Below are 24,228 nucleotides of genomic sequence, written 5' to 3'. Positions count from 1 at the left end.
TTCGACTCGGAATCACCTGCGAATCGGGAAGCAATGCCATCCCAGATCCACTACGACTCCGGCCGGATCGGCGCCTACGGCAACGCCTCCATACTACCTGAACGGGCCATACGCTGTCCTGATTCCGAGCAAGCAAGCGTCACCGGGCAGGCTCTTACGTGATGTGTATCACCAGCCAGCCCGGTCTGTCACCAGGTCGGGGCCCTCGAAGTCTCGCCCGCAGATCCCGGTGTGTCCCCGTTCGGCGAAAACCTGCGGGTTGCCCGTCTCGACCGCGCCTTACGGGTCACGATGGGTCGACCGCGCTCTATGCCGCTGTGGACCGACCGGCTCGATGCGCCGGGCGTACGGCGGGGCTACGACGAGATGCGCTGGGTCTCGGGCCGGGCTGTGTCGATAGCCGAAACCGGGCCTCGTCATCTCGGCCGACCGTGCCCAAGCGGCCGTCGATGGGCGTGGCGTCTGGTGGGTGTGGCGCTGTCCCGGGTCGGGCGGGGATCGTCGCCGACCGTGGGGCGCTCACCACCCGAATCCGTCAGGGCGAGCAGCCGGGGGGCTCGATCCGGCGGCTGACCTGTGCGCGCACCGCGCGGATGGTCGCCGCCGGACCTACCAACTGGACCGTCAGCGGACGGTGAAACCCACCGCCCGGGGAGATGCCTCCGCGATCTCCACGTAGGCGACCTTGCCGACCGGCACGATGATCCGCCGGCCCTTCTCGTCGGTCAGGGACAGGGTGCCCTCACCCCGGGCGACGGCGTCGGTCACGATCCGCTCGATCTCGGCCGGCGACTGCGCGCTCTCCAGAACCAGTTCGCGGGGCGCGTACTGCACGCCGATCTTGACCTCCACTGTGCCTCCTCCGTCGGGCGATATGGCCGCCGTGCGAAGGCTATCCGATCACAAGGTGCTAGTTCAGGCTGACTCACCTTGCAGCGGAAAGCTGGCGATGCCCCGCCAGGAGAGCGCCGCCACCAGCGCCTCCGCCTCGGCCTTGGGCACCGGACGGCCCCCGGCCAGCCAAAACTGTGCGGCGGTCTCGGCGGCACCGACCAGACCGGAGGCGAGCAGTTCGGCGTGGGCCCGGCTCACCCCGGTGTCGGAGATGATGGTGTCGGTGATGGCGGCGATGCAGCCCTGCTCCACCCGCTCGACCCGCTGCCGTACGGCGGGATCGTTGCGAAGATCCGACTCGAAGACCAGTCGGAAGGCTTCGCTCTCGTGGTCGACGAAGTCGAAGTAGGCCCGTACGGACGCGCCGACCCGCTCCTTGTTGTCGGTGGTGCTGGCCATCGCATCGTGCACCTTGGCGACGATGGCGTCACAGTGCGTGTCGAGCAGGGCCAGATACAGCTCCATCTTTCCGGGGAAGTGTTGGTACAACACCGGCTTCGAGACTCCCGCCCGCTCGGCGATGTCGTCCATGGCTGCGGCGTGGTAACCCTGCGCGACGAACACCTCCTGAGCTGCGGCGAGCAGCTGCTTGCGGCGTGCCGAACGAGGTAGGCGCGTGGGCCGGCCGGCGGTCTGGGCGCCGTTCCCCGCAGCGGTCATCAGAACCTCCGAGGTCGTCGTGCGGACCGGCATTTCTGTCAAACCGACCAGGGCCTGGAGGGCCCCGGGCGGAATTGGCCCGCCGCTGTAACTTATCGCCACTGTCGCCACACGGTAGCCTCAGCGGGGGCGACCAAGGAGCGCGCGGTGAGTGAAACAGGACAGCCCGGTGCCGCCACCCCGGGAGAGCACGGCGACGGTACGGGTCAGCAGGATGACCTGGGCCGTTCCGGCAACGGGTGGGCTCCGCCGACCGGGGGTTGGTCCTGGAGCGCGGAAAGCTCCCAGGAGACCGGGGAACGTTGGCGGGTGATTCCGCCGCCGACCGGCTGGTCCACGGCCTCGCCACCCTACGCCGACCTGCCGGCCCCGCCCGGAGAGCCGGTGCCGCAGCGGTCCGAGGGGGTCAACGGCCACCAGGTCAACGGCAGGTACCCCGGTGCGAACGAGCCATCCGCCGATTGGCACGCCCCGGTGAGCGCCCCGCCCGGGTCCCGTGATTCCGGCCACCATCCCGGTCACGAGCGCCTGGTGCTGCCGGCACCGCGTCCCGTACCGGCCAGTGAGCACTCCGCACCGCCCACCGGCCTACCGACTTCCGCGCCACCGGCCGGGGGCCTGTCGGCCCCTGTGTACGCTGCCCCGACCTCGGCCCCGCCGATGACCGGCCTGCCCACTTCGGCGCCGCCGGTCAGTGGCCCGCCGACCTCTGGGCCGCCGGCGAGTGGCCTGCCGACCTCGTCGCCGACCGTGCAGGTGCCGCCGGTCGGCACCGCCGCCTCGGGCTTCGAAATGCCCCCTGGGCTGCACGCGCCGACCGCCGAGCGCCACCGGGACGAGTCGGCCGGCCCGGCGCCGCACGGGTGGGAGGACTCCAGCGGGGCCAACCGGTGGGGGCCCGCCGAGGCCGTTGCCGCCGAACCGGCTGACCCGACACCGACCGACCAGGCCGGGCTCCGGCTACCGGCGGCCGCCGAGCAGCCGGACTGGGCCCGGTCGACTCCGACCAGCGAATGGGCTCCATCGTGGGCCCGGGGTGAGGGTGACTCACCGGGTCGACGCTCGCGTGAGACTCCGGCCCAGACCTGGGCCCACGAGCCCAACCGGCCGTACGAGCCGGTGCGCGCCGAGCCGAGCCGTCCCTACGAGCCGGTACCTGTGCAACCACCCCGACCGTACGAGGGATTCCGCTCCTCGGGTCAGGGGCCGGAGCCGACCACCGGTCGGCCTGAGCCGGCCCTCCCCGGTTGGGCTCAATCCGACCCCAGCGTCACGGCCGGGCAGAACCCGCCCAGTAGGGCCGAGCAGGATCCCCCCGGCAGGGCCGAGCACGATCCAGCTGAGCACGACATGACCGGCAGGACTGAGCAGGATCCGCCCGTTGGAGCTGAGCAGGACCTGCCCGGTAGGGCTGAGTCGGACTTACCCGGGCGGGCTGAGCAGACCTTCTCCGACCGGCCGAGTTGGGCGATGCCGCCGACCAGCACCCCGGTGGAGCGACCGACCTGGGCTCCTCGGGCCGCCGACGAACGGTCGGCGACCGGCCCGACCGCGCAGCCGCCGGAGCGTCCGGCCTGGGCCCGCCCGGTCAGTGCCGCGCCGGCTGAGGAGGGGCTGCCCTGGGGCGCCCAGCCGCCGACGGACAAGCAGGCGCCTTGGGGCACCCGAGCAGTTCAACCCCCGACGGAGGAGCAGGCGCCTTGGGGCACCCGAGCAGTTCAACCGCCGACGGAGGAGCAGGGGCCCTGGGCTCACGGCCCGACCAGCGCCCCACCGGCCGGCGGGTCGACCTACCGGGAGGCACCCGGGGCCCACTCGACGGCCGCCGCCCCGGAAGCCACGCCCGATCCATGGGCCGCCTCCGCGGCCAGATCCGCCGCTGAACTCAGGCCCGCTGCTGAACTCAGCCCGACCGCCGACCTCAGGCCGACCAACGACCCGATGCCGACCGCCGACCTCAGGCCGACCTCTGGTGCCGGGCCGGTCTCCGATCACCGGGAGCCGACCGACCTGTCTGTTCACCGACCCTTTCGGCTTCGTCCGGTCTCCGACGAGCCGGTCCCGACTCGTTCCGCGGCGACCCCCGCCCAGCCTGATCCGACCCCGGTTCCCGCCGATGCGCTGACCGGGATGAACGCCGCAGGGTCGGGGCGCCACGAGCAGAGCCATGCCGCCAACGGGTCGACGAACGCGGCACCCTACGCGGCACGTCGGTCCGCGCCTGAACCCGTACCGCCGGTGGAACCGGGCGGGGGGCGGTCACCGGACGGCACAGCGGCGGTGTTGCCCCAGCGCGTCCCCGCCGAACCGGACGTGCCCCTCGTTCCGGAGCCGCCTGCCGTGGATCCACCTGCCGAAACGCCGGAACTCGCCCGGATCGCCACCCACCTGCGCCGCGATGACGAGCCGGCACCGCTGCGCGATCGGCCGGAGGGCTTCGACGTCAACGCGATCCTCGACGCGGTCCGAGGGGTCGAGGGCGTACGCGATGCGTCGCTGCGCCGTACCCCGGCGGGGGCCCACAGCCTGCGTCTCGACCTCGCCGACGGTGCCGATCCGGCCGAGGTGAGCCGGCAGGTGGCCCGGCTGCTCCAGGAGCGGATGGGACTCGCCGCCGCGCCGAGCGGCGTGCCGGTGGCACCGGCCGCGCCGGTGCGACGTCGGTCTGCCGACAATCGGGGCGGCGACGGCGAGAGCCGGGCCGGCGGCGAGCCTCGACGCCCGACCAACCGACCGGCGGGCGCCCGCCCGGAAGCCGTGGCGACCCGCACCGAAGCCGCACCGGATCAGTTGCGGCGTAGACGTCCGGCGCCCTCACCCAACAGTGGCCGGGCCGCCGTGGAGGAGCCCGGCGCGACCGGGAGCCCGGCGACCCTCGGCGCGTCGTACTCCGGTGGGCAGTTGACCACCACGGAATCCGCGCCGTCGCGGCCGTTGGACACCGGCGGGCGACCCGGTCCCCGGGTGGTGCTCGACCACGTGCAGGTCAGCACCTTCGGACTGGATGCCACCGTCGAGGTCCGGCTGGTAGCCGGGGAACGCAGTGCCGCCGGGTACACCACCGGCCCCGCAGTCGACGGTTACGTGCTGCGGCTCTGTGCGGTAGCCGCCGCGGCCTCGATCGACGAGTTGCTGCGGGGTGCCGGCGGTCCCGTCGAGGGCGGACGATGCTTCGTCGAACACGCCGCCGTGGTGCCCTTCGGTAACTGTGAGGTGGCCACCGTCGTGGTGTTGCTGGTCTGCGACGGGTGGGTGGAGCAACTCGCCGGGTCCGCCCTGGTCGCCGGTGATCCCCGACAGGCGGTGGTACGCGCCACACTGGCTGCGGTGAATCGTCGGCTGGAGGCCCTGCTGGCCTGACGGGTACCCGGGCAGACTGGAATGGTGAAGCCTGCTCGCCTCTCCTCCGACCGGCTGCTGCCCGCCCACTCGATTCCACCACCCTGGCCGGGCCGGGAGGTACGGCTCGACGGCACGGTCACCTACGTCCGCGACACCCCGGCCACCGGGCCGGACGCCGAACCGGCGCTGTACGTACACGGGCTGGGTGGTTCCTCGCAGAACTGGACCGACCTGGCCGGTCTGCTGGCCGACCGGCTGGACGGTCAGGCCATCGACCTGCCGGGCTTCGGGCGCAGCGAACCGGGTCTGCGGTACACCGTGCCGTTCTTCGCGCAACGGGTCATCCGCTGGATCGAGCACTCCGACCGGGGGCCGGTGCACCTGTTCGGCAACTCGCTGGGCGGGGCCATCTCGGTCCGGGTGGCCGCGCTGCGCCCGGACCTGGTCCGCACCTTGACCCTGGTCTCGCCGGCCCTGCCGTTCCTGAACTTCCGCCGGTCGTTGCAGGGCCGGATGCTCCCCGTGCTGGCTGTTCCCCGGGGCGAGCGGCTGGTCGCCTGGCGGCTGGCCCAGATGGCCCCGGAGGTGATGGCGCAGCAGGTGATGGAGGCCTGCGTGGCCGACCTGAGCCGGATCTGCGATCAGCGTCGACAGGAGGCGCTGGAGGAGATCCGGGTGCGCTACCAGGCGGAGCACTACGCGGCGGCCTATGTGCGTACCTTCCGGGGGTTGGTCCACAGCTTCCTGCGGTCGTACCTGCCCGGGGCGGACTCGCTGTGGCGGCTGGCCCGTTCCGTGCAGGCGCCGACACTTGTCGTCGGTGGTCGGCGGGATCGGTTGGTCGACGTCCGGGTGGCGCCGCAGACCGCACGGGCCATCCCGGACAGTCGACTGTTGATGCTCGACGGGGTGGGCCATGTGGCCCAACTGGAGGTGCCGCGCCTGGTGGCTCGGGCCGTGGTCGGGCTGCTCACCGAGACGGGGGACGCGAGGTACCGGTCAGACCTGGCAGGATGACCGGGATGGTCACCCCTCGTAACCACCGTCGCCAGCCTGGCCGACACACCCGTCGCGCGGCTTCCTCCGGGCAGGGTGTCGACCGGCGGGCCGGCCACAGGCCCAGGGTCGCCGTCCGGGCGGGGGTGCTGGCGGCGGTCGGTGCCGCGGTGATGCTGGTGGCCGGGGGTACGGGTTGGCTCCCCGGTCCGGCCGACGCCGACGAGGTGCAGGCGGTCCCGCCACCGGTGTCGGCGGTCGTGCCGTCACCGGCGACGCCGTCCTCCGCGCCTGCGGTGGTCACGCCGTCCCCGGCAGCGCCGATGTTGCAGCAGCCCGGGCGGGTGCCCTCGGCGGGGCGGGGTCGCTTCGACTACGACGAGCGGACCGGCCCGGTGCTGGGAAAGGCCGGTGGGCTTCAGCGGTACCGGGTGGCGGTGGAGTCCGGCGCGAAGGTCGATCCGGGCGAGTTCGGGCAGGCCGTGCAGGAGGCGTTGACCGGGCCGGGTAGCTGGGTGGACAGTGGCCGACTGCGGTTGCGTCAGGTGCCGACCTCGTCCCGGTACGACTTCACCGTCTACCTGGCCACGGCGGCGACGGCCGGCCGGATGTGCGCGGCCGGCGGGGTGGACATCCGGGTCGGTGGGCGGCCCTACACCTCCTGCCGGGCCCCCGGGAAGGTGATCATCAACCTGGAGCGGTGGCGGCGGTCGGTGCCGCACTTCGTCGAGGCGAAGGTGCCCCTGTCGGTCTACCGCACGTACGTGATCAACCATGAGGTCGGGCACCAGTTGGGCAACCGGCACGAGCGTTGCCCGGGGCGGGGCCGACCGGCCCCGGTGATGATGCAGCAGACCCTGTTCCTCAAGGGCTGCAAGGCCAACCCCTGGCCGTACCTCGACGGTCGCCGCTACGCCGGCCCACCCCTGTGACCTGAAGTATTTTCAGTTTGCGCCATTTCGACCTGATATGGGTGCGACGATCAGGTCATGCCCTTTTCACCCCTTGCTGGGCGCCCGAGCAGCTCGAATCCCGCAGCGCGGCTGCGGCGGCCCGGGCTGGCCGTACCCCTGGGTCTGTTGGTGCTCGCGGTCGTCGTGGTGGCCGTGCTGGCCCCGGGGGGTGACCCGCCGGGGGAGCCGGACGGCGGGAGCCGGCCCGCGCAGGGCCTGGTGCAGCAGCTACCGGAACCGAGCCCGAGCCCGTACCCGAGCGCCGGCAGCGGAGAGTTCCTGGTCGCCGGCGGGGAGTCCCCGGTGTACGGGCTGGACGGGCCGGTCGTGCGCTACCGGGTGGCCGTCGAACAGGAGGCCGGTACGGAGGCGGCCGATTTCGCGGCCGAGGTCGACGGGGTGCTGTCCGATCCGCGTAGCTGGATCGGGTCGGGGGGCCTGCGGGTGCAGCGGGTGGCCGAGTTCGACCGGGCCGACTTCACCGTCTACCTGGCCACCCCGCTGACCTCGGAGCGGATGTGCGCCGCCGGTGGCCTGAGCACCGAGGGCTACACCTCGTGTCGGCTCCCCGGCGAGGTGATCATCAATTTGGCGCGGTGGCGGGAGGCGGTGCCGGACTACGGGGCGCCGCTGGCGGTCTACCGGGCCTACGTGATCAACCACGAGGTCGGGCACGAGTTCGGTGAGTGGCACGAGGACTGCCCGGGCCCGGGGCTGCCGGCCCCGGTCATGCAACAGCAGACGTACGGCCTGGTCGGTTGCCTGGCCAACGCCTGGCCCTACCCCGACGGCCCCCGGTACGCCGATGACCTGATCCCCTGACCCGCCCTCTGGCCGGTCTCCGGTTATTCCCGCTCCCGTATGCCGGGCTAGGTGTCCCCGCTCATGGCCGACCGCCATGTCGGCGAGCAACAATGGCCCGGTTGTCCGCCATCGATTCCGGGGAGTTCACCGTGTCGTTGCCCCCGCTCGTCGAACCCGCCGCCGAGCTGACCGTTGACGAGATCCGTCGCTACTCCCGTCACCTGATCATTCCGGATGTCGGGGTGACCGGTCAGAAGCGGCTGAAGAACGCCCGGGTGCTCTGCGTCGGCGCCGGTGGCCTCGGCTCTCCCGCCCTGATGTACCTGGCCGCCGCCGGAGTCGGCACCCTGGGCATCATCGACTTCGACACCGTCGACGAGTCGAACCTCCAGCGGCAGATCATCCACGGGGTCTCCGACATCGGCCGGTCCAAGGCCGAGTCGGCCGCGGCGAGCATCCGCGAGATCAACCCCCTGGTCAACGTGGAGATCCACAACACCGCGCTGGACCGGGAGAACGTCCGCGAGATCTTCGCCCAGTACGACCTGATCGTCGACGGTACGGACAACTTCGCCACCCGGTACATGGTCAACGACGCGGCGGTGCTGCTCGGCAAGCCGTACGTCTGGGGGTCGATCTACCGGTTCGACGGCCAGGCCTCGGTGTTCTGGGCCGAGCACGGTCCCTGCTACCGCTGCCTCTACCCGGAGCCCCCGCCGCCCGGCATGGTCCCCTCCTGCGCCGAGGGCGGAGTGCTGGGTGTGCTTTGCGCCTCGATCGGTTCGATCCAGGTCAACGAGGCGATCAAGCTGCTCGCCGGTATCGGTGAGCCGCTGGTCGGCCGGCTGATGGTCTACGACGCCTTGGAGATGAGCTACCGCAAGATCAAGGTCCGCAAGGACCCGAACTGCGTGCTCTGCGGCGAGAACCCGACCCTGACCGACCTGATGGAGGACTACGAGGACTTCTGCGGCGCGGTGTCGGTCGAGGCCCAGGAGGCCGTGGTCGACGCCACCATCACCGCCGCAGAGCTGAAGGAGTGGCAGGACGCCGGCAAGGACATCTTCCTGGTCGACGTACGGGAACCGGCCGAGTACGAGATCGTCCGCATCCCCGGCGCCACCCTGATCCCCAAGGGCGAGATCCTCTCCGGGGAGGCGCTGTCCAAGTTGCCGCAGGACAAGCAGGTCGTGCTGCACTGCAAGTCCGGGGTCCGCTCCGCCGAGGCCCTGGCCGCGCTGAAGGCGGCCGGTTTCCGCGACGCCGTGCACGTGCAGGGCGGGGTGCTCTCCTGGATCAAGCAGATCGACCCCTCCCTCCCGACCTACTGAGGTGTAAGGAAGGGCCCCTTCTTAACGCCTCCGGTAGAGCAGGGGCCCCTTCTTAACATCCGCCGCAACGCCCTGCTCGCACCTGCCGTCCGGGCCGATGTCGGCTGCCCGATTCACCGAGGCGAGATCAGGTACGCGCCGGTAGCCTGACCGCCGTGGTCGACATCGACGCCGCGATCGGATTCGTGGTGGCACACGGAGACGGGGTGGAACGTGCCCGTCTGTCCTGGTTGCGTACCGGCGTGCCGCCATCACCCGAGACGCTCGACAGCGCCGAGGTCGGGCAGACCCTGGGGGGAGGCTGGCCGGCCTCCTGGGGCGACGAGATCGCTTCGGTCGACGCCACCTGCTTCCGCCTGGCCGAGCTGGACGACCTGGGCGCCCTCAGCCGCCCGGCCGCCCGCCGGGCCCTGGACTGGCTGGCCGCCTCCCAGCGGCGGGACGGCTGCTGGGAGGAGGACGAGGCCCTGGCCGAGGTCGCCCCGGAGTGGGCCCGGCCGGGTGACCCGGAGGCCCGGCTCTACCTGACCGCCAACGCGGCCTTCTGGCTCACCGTGGCCGGGCTGGACGCCCGCGCCGCCGGGCCGCTGGACCACCGGGTCGGTGGGGCGTACGCCGGGGTGGTGCAGGCCGCAGGGCAGGCGCTCGCCGCCCACCTCAACCCCGACGGCAGTTGGCCGTCGTTCCTGGCCACCGGATGGCTGACCGCAGCGGTGCTGCACCGCCAGCAGCTGTTCTACGAGTCGGCGCGGATCAAGGCCGTGCTCGCCGAACGTCTCCCGCAGGCCTCACCCGCCGACGCGGCCTGGCTCGCCTCGACCCTGCGTCGGGTCGGCGTCGACGAACAGGAGTGGACCCTGGTGGCGGCCCGCCGCCGCCTTGCCGAGACCCAACGCAGCGACGGCGGCTGGACCAGCGACGACGGCCACCAGTTCGACGTACACACCACCCTCGCAGTAATCCGCGCCTTCCGCTGACCCACCCCCACCACCCCGCCGCCCCCGCACGCCGCGCGCCCTCCGCCCTCCCGCGATCTTGCACTTTCTGTCGGGACAAATCCGCCATACCGGGGCAGACCGCCGACCAAAAGTGCAAGATCGCGGGGGCGAGGGCGGGTGGGCAAGATCGCGAGGGCGGGGGTGGGTCAGCGGAGGTGGCCGGTGCCGGTTACGACGTACTTGGTGCTGGTGAGTTCGGGCAGGGCCATGGGGCCTCGGGCGTGCAGCTTCTGGGTGGAGATGCCGATCTCGGCGCCGAAGCCGAACTCGCCGCCGTCGGTGAACCGGGTCGAGGCGTTCACCATCACCGCGGCCGAGTCGACCCGGGCCACGAACTCCCGGGCGGCCGCCTGCGAGTCGGTGACGATGGCCTCGGTGTGGCCGGTGCCGTACTGCCGGATGTGCGCGACCGCCGCGTCGAGGGAGTCGACGACGGCGACCGAGATGTCCGCGGAGAGGTACTCGGTGGCGAAGTCCTCCTCGGTGGCCGGGACCACCGCCTCGGAGTAGGTGGCGGTCCGGGTGTCGCCGTGCACGGTGACCCCGGCCTCGGCGAAGGCCGTCAGCATCGCCGGCAGGAAGTCGTCGGCGACGGCCGCGTGCACCAGCAGCGACTCTGCGGTGTTGCAGGTCGACAGCCGCTGCGTCTTGGCGTTCAGGGCGATCGACAGGGCCATCGACAGGTCGGCGGCGGCGTCGACGTAGACGTGGCAGTTGCCGACCCCGGTCTCGATCACCGGCACGGTGGACTCCTCGACCACGGCCCGGATCAGTGACGCCCCGCCGCGCGGAATCAGCACGTCCACCAGGCCCCGGGCCCGCATCAGCTCCTTGACTGATTCGCGGGAACTGGAGTCGAGCAGTTGCACTGCGTCCGCCGGCAGACCGGCACCGACGATCGCGTCCCGCAGCACCGCGACCAGCGCGGCGTTGGAGTGCGCGGCCGAGGAGGAGCCGCGCAGCAGCGCCGCGTTGCCGGACTTCAGGCAGATGCCGGCGGCGTCCACGGTGACGTTCGGCCGTCCCTCGTAGACGATGCCGACCACCCCGAAGGGCACCCGGATCTGCCGCAGTTCCAGCCCGTTGGGCAGGGTCGAGCCGCGTACCACCTCACCCACCGGGTCGGGCAGGGCGGCCATCTGACGCAGCGCGTCGGCGATGCCGGCCATCCGGCTCTCGTCGAGGGCGAGCCGGTCCAGCACGGCCGCGCTCAGCCCGGCTTCGCGTCCGGCCGCCAGGTCCGCGGCGTTCGCCGCGAGGATCTCGGGGGTACGCGCCAACAGCGCCTCGGCCATCGCGTTCAGCGCGGCATCCTTGGCGGTACGCGTCGCCGTCGCCAGTGTCTCCGCCGCGATCCGCGCCCGACGGGCCTGCTCGCTAACGCTCATCCCATGCTCCTCACAGTGTTAGGAGGGGTCCCTTTTAGTACGCCAGGCGTTAATAAGGGGCCCTTCCTTACCGGCTTCTACAGCAGTACGAGGTCGTCGCGGTGGACGACCTCCCGTTCGTACGCCGGGCCCAGCGCCGCGGCCAGGTCGGAGGTGGAACGTCCCAGCAGGCCGGGTAGCTCGACCGCGTCGTAGTTGACCAGCCCTCGGGCGACCGGCGCGCCGTGGTCGTCGACCAGGTCGACCGGGTCACCGGCGGTGAAGGCCCCGTCCACGGCGGTGATCCCGGCCGGTAGCAGCGACTTGCGTCGGCCCACCACGGCGGCCACCGCACCGGGGTCGAGGTGCAGCCGCCCTCGGGGCGAGGTGGCGTGGGCCAGCCAGAACAGGCGGGCCGCCGGCCGTCGGGGACTGGGGTGGAAGAAGGTGCCGACCGGCTCGCCGGAGAGCGCCGCCACCGCCTGAGCGGCGGAGGTCAGCACGACCGGGATGCCGAACCCGGTGGCGATGCGGGCCGCCTCGACCTTGGTCACCATGCCGCCGGTGCCGACCCCGGAACGGCCGGTGCCGCCGATGTCGACACCGGCCAGGTCGGACTCGTCGCGTACCTCGGCGATGCGGCGTGCACCGGGTCGGGCCGGGTTGCCCGTCCAGAGGGCGTCGACGTCGGAGAGCAGCACCAGCAGGTCGGCGTCGACCAGGGCGGCCACCAGGGCGGCCAACCGGTCGTTGTCACCGAACCGGATCTCCTGGGTGGCCACGGTGTCGTTCTCGTTGACGATCGGTACGGCCCGCAGGTCGAGCAGTTTGCGCAGGGTGCGGTACGCGTTGCGGTAGTGCGCGCGCCGGGTCACGTCGTCGACCGTCAGCAGCACCTGGCCCACGGTGCGACCGTGTCGGGCGAAGGCGGCGGCGTACCGTCCGATCAGCAGGCCCTGCCCGACGCTGGCCGCCGCCTGCTGGGTGGCCAGGTCACGCGGTCGCCGGGCCAACCCGAGCGGCGCGAGACCGGCGGCGATCGCGCCGGAGGAGACGAGCACCACCTCGCGGCCGTCGACCGTACGCGTGTCGAGGGCGTCGACCAGCGCGTCGAGACGCTCGTCGTCCAGACCGCCGGTGGCGGTGGTCAACGAGGAGGATCCGATCTTGACGACGACCCGCCGGGCCGTGGTTACCGCGTCGCGCACCCGCCTATTCTGCGCTGTCGTCCTTGGGAGACCTCTCGGCGTTCCCATACTCTGGCTGGTCGTGACCCCTGAGGAGTACATCGAGGCGGTACTGGACCTCGTCGACCGGATTCCCCCCGGCCGGGTGATGTCGTACGGGGCGGTGGCCGACGCGCTGGCCGAGCGCTCGGGTCGGGCCTCCGCCCGACTGGTCGGGGCGATCATGGCCCGGCACGGTGGGGCCGTGGGCTGGCATCGGGTCGTCAACGCTGCCGGGGCGATGCCGCCGGAGTTGGTGGCGCAGGCGCGAGAGCGGTGGCTGGCCGAGGGTACGCCGATGCGCCGGGACCGGGTGGACATGCGAGCGGCCGGTTGGTGGCCGGCCGAGGGGATGTGACGAGGGCCATAATCTGAGTACGATTCGGCGTCATGACCGCACCGCCCAGTGGCGCCGACGCGGCCCTGCCGCGCAAAGTGCACGCCGGATACGCGCTCGGCTCGCTGGCCACCGGGGCCTTCGGCACCGTACCGGGGCTGTTGCTGCTGCCGTACCTGACCGACACCCTGGGGGTGGCCGCCGGTGTCGCGGCCCTGCTGGTGCTCCTGCCGAAGGCGTGGGACGTGCTGGTCAACCCGGTGGCCGGGCGGATCTCGGATCGGACCCGCTCCCGCTGGGGTGCCCGTCGGCCGTACCTGCTCATCGGTGGACTGGCCCTGGCCGTACTCTTCGGGTCGATCTTCGCCGCCCCCTTCGGTGCCGGGTCGGCGGCCGGGGCGTACGTCGCGATCGCCTTCCTGGCCACGGCGACCGCCTTCGCCTTCTTCCAGGTGCCGTACGTGGCCATGCCGGCCGAGTTGACCAGCGACTACGCCGAACGTACCCGGATGATGACCTGGCGGATCGCGGTGCTGGCGCTGGCCATCCTGGTCTCCGGTGCGGTGGCCCCCCTGGTCCGGGACGCCGCCGGGGGTGGGGTGCCGGGACACCGCTGGATGGGGGTCTTCGTCGCCGCCCTGATCGCCCTCGGTGCGGTCGGTGCCTTCCTGGGCACCCGGTCCGCTCCCCAGCAGGTGGTCACCGAGAGCGAACCCAGCCTGCGCGTCCAACTCGCGGTGGCCGGCCGCAACCGGCCGTTCCGGGCGCTGCTGCTCTGCTTCGTGGTGCAGTCCGCCGGGGTGGCGACCATTCTCGCCGGGGTGCAGTACTTCGCCGACCAGATTCTGCGCGACCCGAAGACCGGTCCCACCCTGCTGTTCGCCTGCTTCGTCGGCCCCGCCCTGGTGGTGATGCCGCTGTGGTCGCGGGTGGGTGCCCGGCTCGGCAAGCTGGCCGGGCTGGTGATCGCCTCGCTGATCCTGTCGATCGGCGGGCTGCTGCTGGTAGCCGCACCGCTGCTGCCCACCCTCGTGATCTACCTGCTGGTCGCGTCGATCGGGGTCGGGTACGCCGGGCAGCAGGTGTTCGCGCTGGCCATGCTGCCGGACTGCATCGCGTACGACACCGCCCGTACCGGCCGTCGTCAGGCCGGGGTCTTCACCGGCCTGTGGACCGCCGGGGAGACCTTCGGCCTGGCCCTGGGCCCCGGCATCTACGGCCTGGTGCTCGCCCTGACCGGCTACGTCTCCTCCACCACCGGCACCGCCGCCGCCCAGTCCGACACCGCCCGCCTCGGCGTCCTCCTCGGCTTCACCGTCCTCCCCGCCCTCCTCATCGCCCTGCCCACCCTCCTCCTGCGCCCCTACGACCTGACCGAAGCCCGCCTAACCACCCCCGCCCCCACCCCTTTTGCCGCCGATCATGCACTTGTCGTCGGGGCGAAAGGTGCCAATCAGCACGAAGAGGAGACCAAAACTCCATGATCGACGAAGGAACGGGGGCCCTACCCGCGCAAGGGGTGGCCGCGGAGCGGGTGTTGGGGGAGATCCGGGAGCTGCGAGGGCTGGATCGGCCCACGCACGGGGGGCGGTTGTTCGCCTACGTGTACGACCCGGGGGTGCCCGGGTTGGACGAGTTGGCCGCCGCCGCGTACGCGGAGAGCGCCCATGTCAACGGGCTGGACCCGACCGCCTTCCCGTCCCTGCTGGCGATGGAGAACGCGCTGGTCGGGGCGGCGGCCCGGCTACTCGGGGGTGGGCCCGGCACCAGTGCCCCGGAGGTGGTCGGCAGCATCACCGGTGGCGGCACGGAGTCGCTGATCCTGGCCGTCAAGGCGGCCCGGGACGCCCGGCCGGAGATCACCGCACCCCGCATCGTGGTGCCGACCAGCGCCCACGCGGCGTTCGCCAAGGCGGCGCACTACCTGCGGATCCAGGTCGATGCGGTGCCGATCGACCCGGACACCCTGCGACCGGCGGTCGCCGACATCGCCGCCGCGATCCGCCCCGACACGGTCCTGGTGGTCTGTTCCGCCCCCTCGTACGCGCACGGGGTCATCGACCCGGTCGCGCAGATCGCCGAGACGGCCGCCGCAGCGGGGGTACGCTGCCACGTCGACGCCTGCTTCGGCGGCTGGACCCTGCCCTACCTGCGTCGTCTCGGCGAGCCGGTGCCCGAATTCGACTTCGCCGTACCCGGGGTCACCTCGATCTCGGTGGACCTGCACAAGTACGCGTACGCCCCGAAGGGGGTCTCGGTGCTGCTGCACCGCGATCCGGCCCTGCGGGCACCGCAGTACTTCGCGTACGCCGACTGGCCCGGGTACACGATGATCAACCCGGTGATCTCCTCGACCCGCTCGGGTGGGCCGATCGCGGCCGCGTACGCCACCCTGCGACACCTGGGTGACGAGGGCTACCTGGAGTTGACCCGGCGGACCCGCGAGGCCGTGCGGGTGCTGGCCGAGGCCGTACGCGGAGTCGACGGGTTGCGGCTGATCGCCGAGCCGGAGTCGACAGTGGTCTGCTTCACCGCCACGGACTCCGGGCCGGACCTGTTCGTCCTGGTGGACGAGTTGACGGCCCGGGGCTGGCACACCCAACCCCAGCTCCGGTACGCCGGACTGCCGCCCAGTGTGCACCTGACGGTGACCGCCGCGGTGGCCCCCCGGGCGGCCGAGTTCGCCGCCGACCTGGCCGAGGCGGTGGCGGCGGCCGATGCCGCCGGGCCGGTCACCCTGCCACCGGAACTGCTGGCCCTGGCCGGCGCCCTCGCCCCGGAGGCGCTCACCGCCGAGCTGGTCGCGAGCCTGGCCGCCGGGCTGGGCCTCGGCGCAGGCAGCGGGCAGGGCTTCGGCGCGAGCGGCGGGCCGGGCTCCGGCGCCGGTGACGGGCTGGGTCACGGCGCGGGCGGTCTCGGCGCAGGCGCGGGGCTGCCGGAGCGGATGGCGCCGGTGAACACCCTGCTGGACGCCGCGCCACCGGCGCTGCGGGAGCGGCTGCTGGTCGAGTTCGTCAGCCTGCTGCAACGCCCGTCGTACTGACCCGCCGCTGTTAGGAGGGGTCCCCTGTACAACGCCAGGCGTTAACAGGGGGCCCTTCCTTACCCGAAGGGCTGTGGTTGACTGTCGAGGAACGGGAAAGGGGGCGATCGTGCAGCTGCCGGCGGTGCTCGGCGAGCCGATCCGGTTCGTGCTGAACTGGGGTCGGCGGTACTCGCTCTGGGTCTTCAACTTCGGGTTGGCCTGCTGCGCCATCGAGTTCATCGCCACCAGCATGTCCCGGCACGACTTCATGCGGCTGGGCGTCATCCCCTTCGCGCACGGTCCCCGCCAGGCCGACCTGATGGTGGTCTCCGGCACGGTCACCGACAAGATGGCCCCGGCCATCAAGCGGCTGTACGACCAGATGCCCGAACCGAAGTACGTCATCTCCTTCGGCGCCTGCTCCAACTGCGGCGGCCCCTACTGGGACTCCTACTCGGTGACCAAGGGGGTCGACCAGATCATTCCGGTCGACGTCTACGTGCCGGGTTGCCCGCCCCGACCGGAGGCGCTGCTGCACGGCATCCTCCTCCTTCAGGAGAAGATCGCCGCGGAGCAGTCCGGCCCCGGGGGCGTATCCCGCCCCGACCCGCTGGCATCGCCCACCGACGCGCCCTCCGCGGAGGGGCCGACGCCCCGCTCCACTGCCTCGCTCACCGCCCCGCCGGTTCGCCCGCCGGGCACCTGACATTCGGCGTACCGGGCCGCCGGGCAGCACGCTCCGGGTAGGGCGGAGCCGGCGCTACTTTAACGATCTCCTATGTGGACAGCCGTCACTATGTTGAGCGGATGAGGATCCTACGGACAACGGTGGCCGCCCTGACGGCGGCGCTTGTCATGATTCCGTTGGCTGCCGCTCCGGCAGCAGCCGACACAGCCGGGTACACCGGCCTCGTCACCGATTCCGACGCTGTTCCGGTAGCGAACGCCTGCCTGGCCCTGCACACCTCGCCCACCGAGGTCGCGGCGGAGTACTGCACGGACGCCGACGGTCGTTACACGATCCCCTGGCAGGGCGAGGACCGCGAATACAAGATCCGGGTGTACGCCGAGGGCTTCCGCACCCAGTGGTGGTACGCCGCCCCCGACCACCTGAACGCCGAACGGACCTGGATCCCGTCGTACGACCTCGTCGAGCGCAACGTGACCCTGGGCCGGGGCTCCGCCGGCCTCCGGGGCCGGATCACCGACCCGGAGGGGGCACCCGCCGAGGTCACCGTCGAGGTCAACGGGGTGGACGGTGACTACCGGGCCATCGCCTACACCTGGGACCTGGGCGACGGGCGCTACCAGTTCGAGAATCTGCCGCCGGGGCGGTACCGGGTGTCGGTGTACGACAACCGACGCGGCACCCAGTGGGTGCCCGGCCGGGAGAGTCCGGGCGAGGCCACCGTCTACGACCTCGCCGCCGGCGACACCCTCGTGGTGGACGAGCAGTTGCTGCCCCTCGGCGTCGTCGAGGCCCGGGTCGTCGACGCGGTGACCGGTGCACCGGTGGCTCGGCCGTGCCTCCATGTCGCCGGTGAGCAGGGCTGTGGCAGCGATGGTGTGGTGCGCCTGACCGACGTCCGGCCGGGCAGTTGGGAGATCTCGGTCTCCGGTGGCGCCGCCTACTTCCCGTTGGATCCCTCGCCCTGGATCGAGGTCACCCGTGGCCAGACCACCCGGGTGTCGTACGAGTTGGAGCCGGCGGGTGCCATCGTCACCACCGTGCAGGACGCCGCGACCGGTACGCCGGTCGGGGGCATCTGCGTCCGGCTGGTCACGCCGAAGTTCGTCGGTCAGTCGGCCCGGATGGGCAGTACCTGTTCCGACACCGACGGCCGGTTGGAGATCGGCCCCTTCGGCGAGGGCTCGCACACCTGGAACCTGTACGCCTTCCAGCCCACCGGCCCGTACAACCCGCCTCCCGTCCGGTACGGCGAGCAGTGGGTCACCGCCAACGGTGGCAGCGGTGACCAGCGCCAGGCGTTGGCGGTGACCGTGACGGCCCGCCAGACCACGACCATCCCGCCGATCAAGGTGGACCCGCCCGGCGCCATCACCGGCACGATCCGGGACGCGGCCGGTCAACCGGTCTCCGGTGTCTGCGCCTACCCGTTCGCGTTCAACCCCAACCAGGGACACGTCTTCGCGGCGCACTGTTCCAACGGCTCGGGGGTCTACACGATCGGCAACCTCGGGCCGTACCGCTGGCCGGTGGCGTTCACCCCGACCGCCAACAGCGGGTACGCCTGGCAGTGGTCCGGTGACGCGGCCGACCGGTTCACCGCGAAGTACACCCGGGTCCGGCCGGGGGTCACCGCCAGGGTCGATGCGAACCTGGTCGCCGGTGGCCTGCTCACCGGCACCGTGACCGACGGGGACCGCCCGGTCGACGCGGGATACGTGTGGTCGTACAACGCCCGCACCGGTGACGTCGCCGGTGCCGCATTCGCCAACATCACCCGTGATGGCACCTTCACCCTGCGGGGACACCGCACCCAGAAGGTGTACGTCGAGTACTGGAGCCTCACCGACGGGTGCTGGTACTCCTCTCGGGGCGGAACGCCCAGCAAGGTGGCGGTGACCGCGGGGGCGAGCGTCTCGATCGCCGCGGACATGACCCGGACCTGCGGGGCCAAGCCCTGAAGCAGGTGGCCGGCCCGGGGAGGACGCACCGAACCGGGCCGGTCATCGGCCGACTCGATCGCGTTGGACGGTTGCGGTGGCGGCCGGGGATTAGCGTACGGATCATGACCGATGCCGCGGAGAAACGTTCCGCCTTCATCGTCGAGGTGCTGGCCCAGGAGTTCGGCGCGCTGATGGCGCTCGACCCGGCAGCCTTCCGACGTAAGTTCCGCAAGATGGCCGCCTCCCCGTTCGCCTTCTACCGGGGCAGTGCCAGTCTCTTCTACGCCGACCAGCGCGGCGACTTCGCCGACGACCGTTTCCTCGACGCCCAGACCAGTCGGGTGTGGATCCACGGGGACCTGCACGCGGAGAACTTCGGCACGTACATGAACGGCTCCGGCCAGCTCGTGTTCAACGTCAACGACTTCGACGAGGCCTACGTCGGGCCCTTCACCTGGGACCTGCGGCGTTTCGTCGCCAGCGTGGCCCTCATCGGCTACACCAAGGCGCTCTCCGACCGGGTGATCAGCGAGCTGGTGACCGGTTTCGCGGAGAGCTACCTGACCGAGCTGCGGGCCATCGCCGAGGGCGGCGACGACGCCATCGGGTCGATCACCCTCGACAACGCCGACGGGGTGCTGCGCCGGGTACTCCAGCAGGCTCGGCTCAACACCCGGGTCGATCTGCTGCGGGAGCAGACCACCATCGACGCGTACGAGCGGCGGTTCTCCCTGCGCGACGGGGTGTACGAGATCGACGACGAGGTGCGGGCCAGGGTCTGTGCCGCCTTCGAGGCATACCTGGACACACTGCCGGCGGCCACCGTGCAGGCCCGGCCGCTGGCCACACAGATCAAGGACGTGGTGCTGCGCAAGGGGGTGGGCATCGGCTCGGCCGGGCTGCCGTCGTACAACCTCCTGCTGGAGGGGCACACCCAGGCGTTGGAGAACGACGTCGTGATCTACATGAAGCAGGCCCAGGTGCCGGCGGTCGCCCGACATGTCGACGACGAAGGGGTCCGCAGCTACTTCCGGCACCAGGGTCACCGCACCGCCGAGTCGCAGCGGGCCCTTCAGGCGCACGCCGATCCCTGGGTGGGCTACACCGAGCTGGACGGGGTGGGTCAACTGGTCGCCGAGGTCTCCCCGTACGCCGCCGACCTGGACTGGGCCGACGTCAACGAACCGGAGGAACTGGCCGGGGTGCTGGCCGACCTGGGTCGGGCCGTCGCCCGGATGCACTCGGTGGCCGACGACGAGTCCAGCCACGACCTGGTCGACTACTCCACCGAGGAGGCGATCGTCGCCGTGGTGGCCGCCGACCCGGCCGGCTTCGTCGGGCACCTGGTCGACTTCGCCCACGCGTACGGCATCCGGGCCCGCCAGGATCACCAGCTCTTCGTCGACCTGTTCCGCAACGGCAGGTTGCCGGGAATCTGAGGCGTCGCCCTCCCCCGGCCGGTGCGGGTCAGGCGGTGAAGTCGAGGATCACCTTGATGTCCTGCGGGCCGGGGGAGTACGCCGAGGCGTACTCCGACAGCGGCACCCGGCGGGTGATCAACGAGGCCAGCCAGGACTGGTCGGCCTGGGACAGCGCCTCGGCGGCGGCGTTCCAGTGCCGCCGGTTGGCGTTGACGGAACCGAACACCACATTGTTCTCCAGGACCAGGGTGCGGTTGAGGGAGCCGGCGTCGAGGTCGACCGTCCGGCCCCCACTGGAGACCCCGGCCAGGCAGACGATCCCGGCGGGGGCGACCTTGTACATCGCTTCGAGCACGACCGCCGGCGCGCCGGTGCACTCGACGATGACATCCGGTGTGAAGTCCAGCTGGTCGATCGAGCCGGCATGGTAGGTGGCCCCCAGGGCACTGGCCAGCGCCGGCTTGGGACCCTCGGTGACCAGGTCGAGCACATGGACGGAGAGACCGCGCTGGCTGGCCAGCAGGGCGGCCAGCAGGCCGATCGGACCGGCTCCGGTGATCAACGCGGTACGCGGCTGCCACTGCGCCCGCTGACCCATGCGGAAGATGTGGTCCCACGCCTTGACCACCACACTCGTCGGTTCCAGCAGCACCCCCACCTCGCCCAGGGCCGGGTCCAGTCCGACGGCGAAGCGGGGTTGGAGCCGCCAGCGTTGCCGGGCGAAGCCGGGCAGGGCCTTGATGCCGTGCTCGGTGAACAACCCGTTGCGGCACATGTCCCACTCGTCGACCGCGCAGTTCGGGCAGGGCACCGGATCGGGGTGCCGGACTATCCCGGCCACCAGATCGCCGGGTTGCAGGGTGCCGGTCGAGTCCTCGATCACCCGGCCCAGCGACTCGTGCCCGAGCACCAGGTGATCCTGGCCGGGCGGGGCCTCGCCGTACTTGCCCTCGATGATCTCCAGGTCCGTGCCGCAGATCCCCACCGCGAGGGCCTCCACCAGGATCGACCCCTCATCGGTGGTCGGCTCCGGGTAGTCCTCGAGCAGCCGCAGGGAGCCGGGCACCCCGGGAATGACGGTGACAGCGCGCACGGGCCCATCCTGGTGCGTGCGGGTCGACCCCCGCCGGCAAAGCGGGTATCTCCACCCGGCCGCGTGGTGTCGGCATCACACCGGGGCGGCGCGTCGGGCCGGGTACGGCCATAGGATCAGTGCCATGACACCGGAAGAGGCCGGCCGGCGGCTAGTCACGCTGATCGCACCCGTCGAGGCCACCGCGACGGTTTCCGGAGGTCAGGCACACGCTCGGGCCACGGTCGACGTACCCCCCTCGGCCTGGCGGGCGGCGCTGCTGGCCGCGCGGGACGACACCGAGCTGGCCTGCGACTTCTTCGACTGGCTCTCCGCGGTGGACGAGCTGGCCGAGGGTTTCGACGTGGTGGCCCACCTCTGGTCGACCACCCACCGGCACGGTCTGCTGCTGCGGGCGCGGGTGCCCCGGGCGACCCCGACGATCGACTCGGTGGTGCCGGTCTATCCGGGTGCCGCCTGGCACGAGCGGGAGACCCACGAGATGTTCGGCATCGACTTCGCCGGACATGAGGGCCTGCTGCCGCTGCTGCTGCCCCCGGAGTTCGAGGGGCATCCGCTGCGCAAGGAGTTCGTGCTCGCCTCCCGGGTGGCCAAGCCCTGGCCCGGGGCGAAGGAGCCGGGCGAGTCGGAGGCCGGGGGTGGCCGACGGCCGATCCGACCACCCGGGGTACCGGCACCGGGCGAGTGGGGGACCACCCCGACCCCGGCCGGTGCCGGTGGCGTCGGGGAAGGGCCGCGCGGCGGCACCCCGGCCCGACCGGCCCGCGAACGACCAGCCCGTCCGGCTGCGGGGGCGCGCGCTCCCCGTACCCCCACCGCCGCGCCTGCGCCCGGTGACCCGGCGACCCCGGCCGAGGGCGGGCAGCCCGAGGAGGAAGGTACGACCTGATGCCACTGTGGCTGGAGCTGGTGATCCGGATCGGCGGCGTGGTGGTCGCCTTCCTCGTGCTGCCGCTGCTGGTGGGGCAGGCCGAACACAAGGTGATGGCCCACATGCAGGGTCGGCTGGGGCCGATGTACGCCGGTGGGTTCCACGGCTGGGCACAGCTCGTCGCCGACGGGGTCAAGTTCGTACAGAAGGAGGACATCACCCCGCGCGCGGCCGACCGGCCGGTGTTCCGGCTGGCTCCGGCGGTGGCCCTGGTGCCGTACCTGCTGGCTCTGCTGGTCATCCCACTGGGCCCGAACGACCTGGTGGGGCAGCCGCTGGACATCGGTCTGTTCTTCGTGCTCGCGGTGGTCGGGGTTGGCGTGCTGGCGGTGCTGATGTCGGCCTGGGCCTCCGCCAACAAGTACAGCCTGCTCGGCGGGGTACGCGGGGCCGCCCAGTTGCTCGGCTACGAACTGCCGCTGGTGTTGGCCGCCGCCTCGGTGGCGATGGCCGCCGGCACCCTGAACCTGTCCGGCATCGTCGAGGCGTGGCAGCCCTGGTGGCTGATCTGGCAGGCCCCCGCCATGGTGGTCTTCTTCCTGGCCGGGCTGGCCGAGATCCGTCGACCGCCGTTCGACATGCCGGTGGCCGACTCGGAGCTGGTCTTCGGCTACCTGACCGAGTACACCGGCCTGCGTTTCGCCTTCCTGCTGCTCGCCGAGTACGTCGGCATCGTGGTGATCGCCGCGCTGACCACGGTGCTGTTCCTCGGTGGCTGGCAGGGCCCCTTCGCCGACGCCCAACTCGGCTGGCTCTGGACCCTGCTGAAGGTCGCCGCCGTCAGCTTCGTGATCATCTGGATGCGGGTCTCCTTCCCCCGCCTGCGCGAGGACCAACTCCAACGCCTCTGCTGGCTGATCCTCGTCCCCACCGCCCTGGCCCAACTGGTCCTGACCGCCACCATCCGCCTAACCCTCTAACCCTCTAACCCCACCCTCCCCGCGCGCCCCCACCCCGCCCTTTCCCCGCGATCTTGCACTTTTGGTCGCTGTTCTGCGGCTTTTGCCCCATTCGCGGCGACACAAAGTGCAAGATCGCGGGGCTGAGGGCGGGGGCGAGCGCGGGTGCGGGGGCGGGGGCGGGGGCCCGGGGTGGGGTTGTTAGGGGAGGGGGGTGTGGGTGGGGTCTACCGGGTCGGTGGGGGGTGGTGGGGGAGTGCCGTCGCCGAAGGGGCGGCCGCCGAGGGCTTCCCGGCCGTGCGGGGTGAGCCAGTTCGACAGGTCGGGGCCCAGGGGCACGATCCCGGTCGGGTTGATGTCCCGGTGCACCTCGTAGTAGTGCCGCTTGATGTGGTCGAAGTCGACCGTGTCGCCGAAGCCGGGGGTGGTGAACAGATCCCGGGCGTACGCCCACAGCACCGGCATCTCGGACAGCTTCTGCCGGTTGCACTTGAAGTGGCCGTGGTACACCGGATCGAAGCGGACCAGGGTGGTGAACAGCCGGATGTCGGCCTCGGTGATGGTGTCACCGACCAGGTAACGCTGCCCGGCCAGCCGCTCGCTGAGCCAGTCCAGCCGGTCGAAGAGCCGGTGGTACGCCTTGTCGTACGCCTGCTGGCTGCCGGCGAAGCCGCACCTGTACACCCCGTTGTTGACATCGCGGAAGACCACCGCGTTGACCTCGTCGATCTCGGCCCGCAGGTGCTCGGGATACAGATTCGGGGCACCGGGCCGATGGTGCGCGGTCCACTCGGTGGACAGGTCCAGGCTCATCTGGGCGTAGTCGTTGGTCACCACCTGCCCGGTCGGCACATCCACGATGGCCGGCACGGTGATCCCGCGCGGATAGTCGGGGTAGCGGGCGAAGTAGGCCTCCTGGATGCGCTCGATGCCGAGCACCGGGTCCCGCCCGCCCTGGTCGAGGTCGAAGGTCCAGCTCCGCGCGTCGTGGGTGGGCCCGGTGATGCCCATCGACAGCACCTTCTCCAACCCCAACAGCCGCCGTACGATGATCAGCCGGTTCGCCCAGGGACAGGCCCGGCTCACCACCAGCCGGTACCGTCCGGGCTCCACCGGATAGCCGTCCCGCCCGTCGGCGGTGACCCGGGTGGTGATGTAGTTCTGGTCCCGGTTGAACTCACCTCCCGGCTCCACGTACTTTCCGCCGGTCTGTCTCTGGCCCGCGTCGTCTTCCACAATCATCGCCCTGCTCCTCGCCTGTGCCGCCTGCCATGCCGCTCCCATCATGGCCGAGACTTCGCCCACTGGTCGGGCAGAAGG

Annotated in this window: 17 protein-coding genes and 3 pseudogenes; 14 read left to right on the top strand and 6 right to left on the bottom strand. The window is 71.6% G+C overall.

Annotated elements, in window-relative coordinates:
- Positions 1–624: 624 nt before the first annotated feature.
- Both ACLQ2T_RS03590 and ACLQ2T_RS03585 read right to left on the bottom strand, forming a co-directional pair.
- Positions 625–852: a DUF3107 domain-containing protein gene (locus tag ACLQ2T_RS03590; RefSeq protein ID WP_099849490.1), complete on the bottom strand. Its 228-nt coding sequence runs from the start codon at positions 850–852 to the stop codon at positions 625–627.
- 63 nt (positions 853–915) lie between these two features.
- The gene (locus ACLQ2T_RS03585; protein ID WP_327023982.1) at positions 916–1,554 is read right to left on the bottom strand and encodes a TetR/AcrR family transcriptional regulator; all 639 of its coding nucleotides are present in this window, start codon (positions 1,552–1,554) and stop codon (positions 916–918) included.
- Positions 1,555–3,441: 1,887 nt separating this feature from the next.
- Between ACLQ2T_RS03585 and ACLQ2T_RS03580 the strand changes: the two are divergent.
- From ACLQ2T_RS03580 to ACLQ2T_RS03555, 6 genes and pseudogenes are all read left to right on the top strand, one after another.
- Positions 3,442–4,914, top strand: a pseudogene (locus tag ACLQ2T_RS03580) (hypothetical protein); the annotation flags it as partial.
- Positions 4,915–4,938: 24 nt separating this feature from the next.
- Positions 4,939–5,913, top strand: coding sequence for an alpha/beta fold hydrolase (locus ACLQ2T_RS03575; RefSeq protein ID WP_425764532.1), 975 nt, complete (start codon positions 4,939–4,941; stop codon positions 5,911–5,913).
- Positions 5,914–5,918: 5 nt separating this feature from the next.
- Complete coding sequence (locus ACLQ2T_RS03570) at positions 5,919–6,824, top strand: DUF3152 domain-containing protein (protein ID WP_425764531.1); 906 nt, start codon at positions 5,919–5,921, stop codon at positions 6,822–6,824.
- Positions 6,825–6,881: 57 nt separating this feature from the next.
- On the top strand, positions 6,882–7,667 hold the full coding sequence (locus ACLQ2T_RS03565; protein ID WP_425764530.1) for a DUF3152 domain-containing protein: 786 nt from the start codon (positions 6,882–6,884) through the stop codon (positions 7,665–7,667).
- 63 nt (positions 7,668–7,730) lie between these two features.
- Positions 7,731–8,980: pseudogene (moeZ, locus tag ACLQ2T_RS03560) on the top strand (adenylyltransferase/sulfurtransferase MoeZ).
- A gap of 155 nt (positions 8,981–9,135) precedes the next feature.
- Positions 9,136–9,957 carry a prenyltransferase/squalene oxidase repeat-containing protein gene (locus tag ACLQ2T_RS03555; protein WP_425764529.1) on the top strand — a complete coding sequence of 274 codons (822 nt, stop codon included), beginning with the start codon at positions 9,136–9,138 and terminating at the stop codon, positions 9,955–9,957.
- Between the two features lie 167 nt (positions 9,958–10,124).
- Here ACLQ2T_RS03555 and ACLQ2T_RS03550 read toward each other — a convergent pair whose 3' ends face one another.
- Positions 10,125–11,366: a glutamate-5-semialdehyde dehydrogenase gene (locus ACLQ2T_RS03550; protein WP_425764528.1), complete on the bottom strand. Its 1,242-nt coding sequence runs from the start codon at positions 11,364–11,366 to the stop codon at positions 10,125–10,127.
- Positions 11,367–11,443: 77 nt separating this feature from the next.
- Complete coding sequence (gene proB, locus ACLQ2T_RS03545; protein WP_425764527.1) at positions 11,444–12,601, bottom strand: glutamate 5-kinase; 1,158 nt, start codon at positions 12,599–12,601, stop codon at positions 11,444–11,446.
- Between the two features lie 13 nt (positions 12,602–12,614).
- On the opposite strand from proB, the gene ACLQ2T_RS03540 reads away from it, so the two are divergent.
- The 6 genes and pseudogenes from ACLQ2T_RS03540 to ACLQ2T_RS03515 all read left to right on the top strand — a co-directional run bounded on the left by ACLQ2T_RS03540 (position 12,615) and on the right by ACLQ2T_RS03515 (position 20,003).
- Positions 12,615–12,929, top strand: a complete 315-nt coding sequence (locus tag ACLQ2T_RS03540) for an MGMT family protein (RefSeq protein WP_425764526.1) — start codon at positions 12,615–12,617, stop codon at positions 12,927–12,929.
- Positions 12,930–12,961: 32 nt separating this feature from the next.
- Positions 12,962–14,392, top strand: a complete 1,431-nt coding sequence (locus ACLQ2T_RS03535; RefSeq protein WP_425764525.1) for an MFS transporter — start codon at positions 12,962–12,964, stop codon at positions 14,390–14,392.
- Positions 14,389–15,748 (top strand): annotated as a pseudogene (locus ACLQ2T_RS03530) (pyridoxal phosphate-dependent decarboxylase family protein); the annotation flags it as partial. The gene ACLQ2T_RS03535 and the pseudogene ACLQ2T_RS03530, both read left to right, overlap by 4 nt.
- 312 nt (positions 15,749–16,060) lie before the next feature.
- Positions 16,061–16,639, top strand: a complete 579-nt coding sequence (locus ACLQ2T_RS03525; RefSeq protein ID WP_425764524.1) for an NADH-quinone oxidoreductase subunit B — start codon at positions 16,061–16,063, stop codon at positions 16,637–16,639.
- Between the two features lie 101 nt (positions 16,640–16,740).
- Entirely contained in the window at positions 16,741–18,582 is a 1,842-nt protein-coding gene (locus ACLQ2T_RS03520; RefSeq protein ID WP_425764523.1) for a hypothetical protein, read from the top strand.
- Positions 18,583–18,686: 104 nt separating this feature from the next.
- The gene (locus tag ACLQ2T_RS03515; protein ID WP_425764522.1) at positions 18,687–20,003 is read left to right on the top strand and encodes a DUF2252 domain-containing protein; all 1,317 of its coding nucleotides are present in this window, start codon (positions 18,687–18,689) and stop codon (positions 20,001–20,003) included.
- A gap of 28 nt (positions 20,004–20,031) precedes the next feature.
- On the opposite strand, the gene ACLQ2T_RS03510 is transcribed toward ACLQ2T_RS03515, so the two are convergent.
- Complete coding sequence (locus tag ACLQ2T_RS03510; RefSeq protein ID WP_425764521.1) at positions 20,032–21,078, bottom strand: glucose 1-dehydrogenase; 1,047 nt, start codon at positions 21,076–21,078, stop codon at positions 20,032–20,034.
- A 124-nt stretch (positions 21,079–21,202) separates the two neighbouring features.
- Between ACLQ2T_RS03510 and ACLQ2T_RS03505 the strand changes: the two genes are divergently transcribed.
- Together ACLQ2T_RS03505 and ACLQ2T_RS03500 are read left to right on the top strand one after the other, a co-directional pair.
- On the top strand, positions 21,203–21,967 hold the full coding sequence (locus ACLQ2T_RS03505; RefSeq protein WP_425764520.1) for an NADH-quinone oxidoreductase subunit C: 765 nt from the start codon (positions 21,203–21,205) through the stop codon (positions 21,965–21,967).
- Positions 21,967–22,929 carry a complex I subunit 1/NuoH family protein gene (locus ACLQ2T_RS03500; protein WP_425764519.1) on the top strand — a complete coding sequence of 321 codons (963 nt, stop codon included), beginning with the start codon at positions 21,967–21,969 and terminating at the stop codon, positions 22,927–22,929. Before ACLQ2T_RS03505 ends, ACLQ2T_RS03500 begins: the two co-directional genes overlap by 1 nt.
- A 180-nt stretch (positions 22,930–23,109) precedes the next feature.
- Here ACLQ2T_RS03500 and ACLQ2T_RS03495 read toward each other — a convergent pair whose 3' ends face one another.
- Complete coding sequence (locus tag ACLQ2T_RS03495; RefSeq protein WP_425764518.1) at positions 23,110–24,150, bottom strand: glutathione S-transferase family protein; 1,041 nt, start codon at positions 24,148–24,150, stop codon at positions 23,110–23,112.
- Positions 24,151–24,228: the final 78 nt, after the last annotated feature.

It is taken from the genome of Micromonospora sp. DT229 (assembly GCF_049844505.1).
Classification (GTDB): Bacteria; Actinomycetota; Actinomycetes; order Mycobacteriales; family Micromonosporaceae; genus Micromonospora.
This window is presented reverse-complemented; position numbering and strand designations above follow the sequence as displayed.

Excerpts from the sequence above, each read along its gene's own strand:
- ACLQ2T_RS03500 (WP_425764519.1), top strand. The coding sequence starts at position 21,967 with ATGCCACTGTGGCTGGAGCTGGTGATCCGGATCGGCGGCGTGGTGGTC.
- ACLQ2T_RS03535 (WP_425764525.1), top strand. The coding sequence starts at position 12,962 with ATGACCGCACCGCCCAGTGGCGCCGACGCGGCCCTGCCGCGCAAAGTG.
- ACLQ2T_RS03505 (WP_425764520.1), top strand. The coding sequence starts at position 21,203 with ATGACACCGGAAGAGGCCGGCCGGCGGCTAGTCACGCTGATCGCACCC.
- ACLQ2T_RS03570 (WP_425764531.1), top strand. The coding sequence starts at position 5,919 with ATGGTCACCCCTCGTAACCACCGTCGCCAGCCTGGCCGACACACCCGT.
- ACLQ2T_RS03585 (WP_327023982.1), bottom strand. The coding sequence starts at position 1,554 with ATGACCGCTGCGGGGAACGGCGCCCAGACCGCCGGCCGGCCCACGCGC.
- ACLQ2T_RS03550 (WP_425764528.1), bottom strand. The coding sequence starts at position 11,366 with ATGAGCGTTAGCGAGCAGGCCCGTCGGGCGCGGATCGCGGCGGAGACA.
- ACLQ2T_RS03520 (WP_425764523.1), top strand. The coding sequence starts at position 16,741 with ATGAGGATCCTACGGACAACGGTGGCCGCCCTGACGGCGGCGCTTGTC.
- ACLQ2T_RS03495 (WP_425764518.1), bottom strand. The coding sequence starts at position 24,150 with ATGATTGTGGAAGACGACGCGGGCCAGAGACAGACCGGCGGAAAGTAC.
- ACLQ2T_RS03565 (WP_425764530.1), top strand. The coding sequence starts at position 6,882 with ATGCCCTTTTCACCCCTTGCTGGGCGCCCGAGCAGCTCGAATCCCGCA.
- ACLQ2T_RS03515 (WP_425764522.1), top strand. The coding sequence starts at position 18,687 with ATGACCGATGCCGCGGAGAAACGTTCCGCCTTCATCGTCGAGGTGCTG.
- proB (WP_425764527.1), bottom strand. The coding sequence starts at position 12,601 with ATGGGAACGCCGAGAGGTCTCCCAAGGACGACAGCGCAGAATAGGCGG.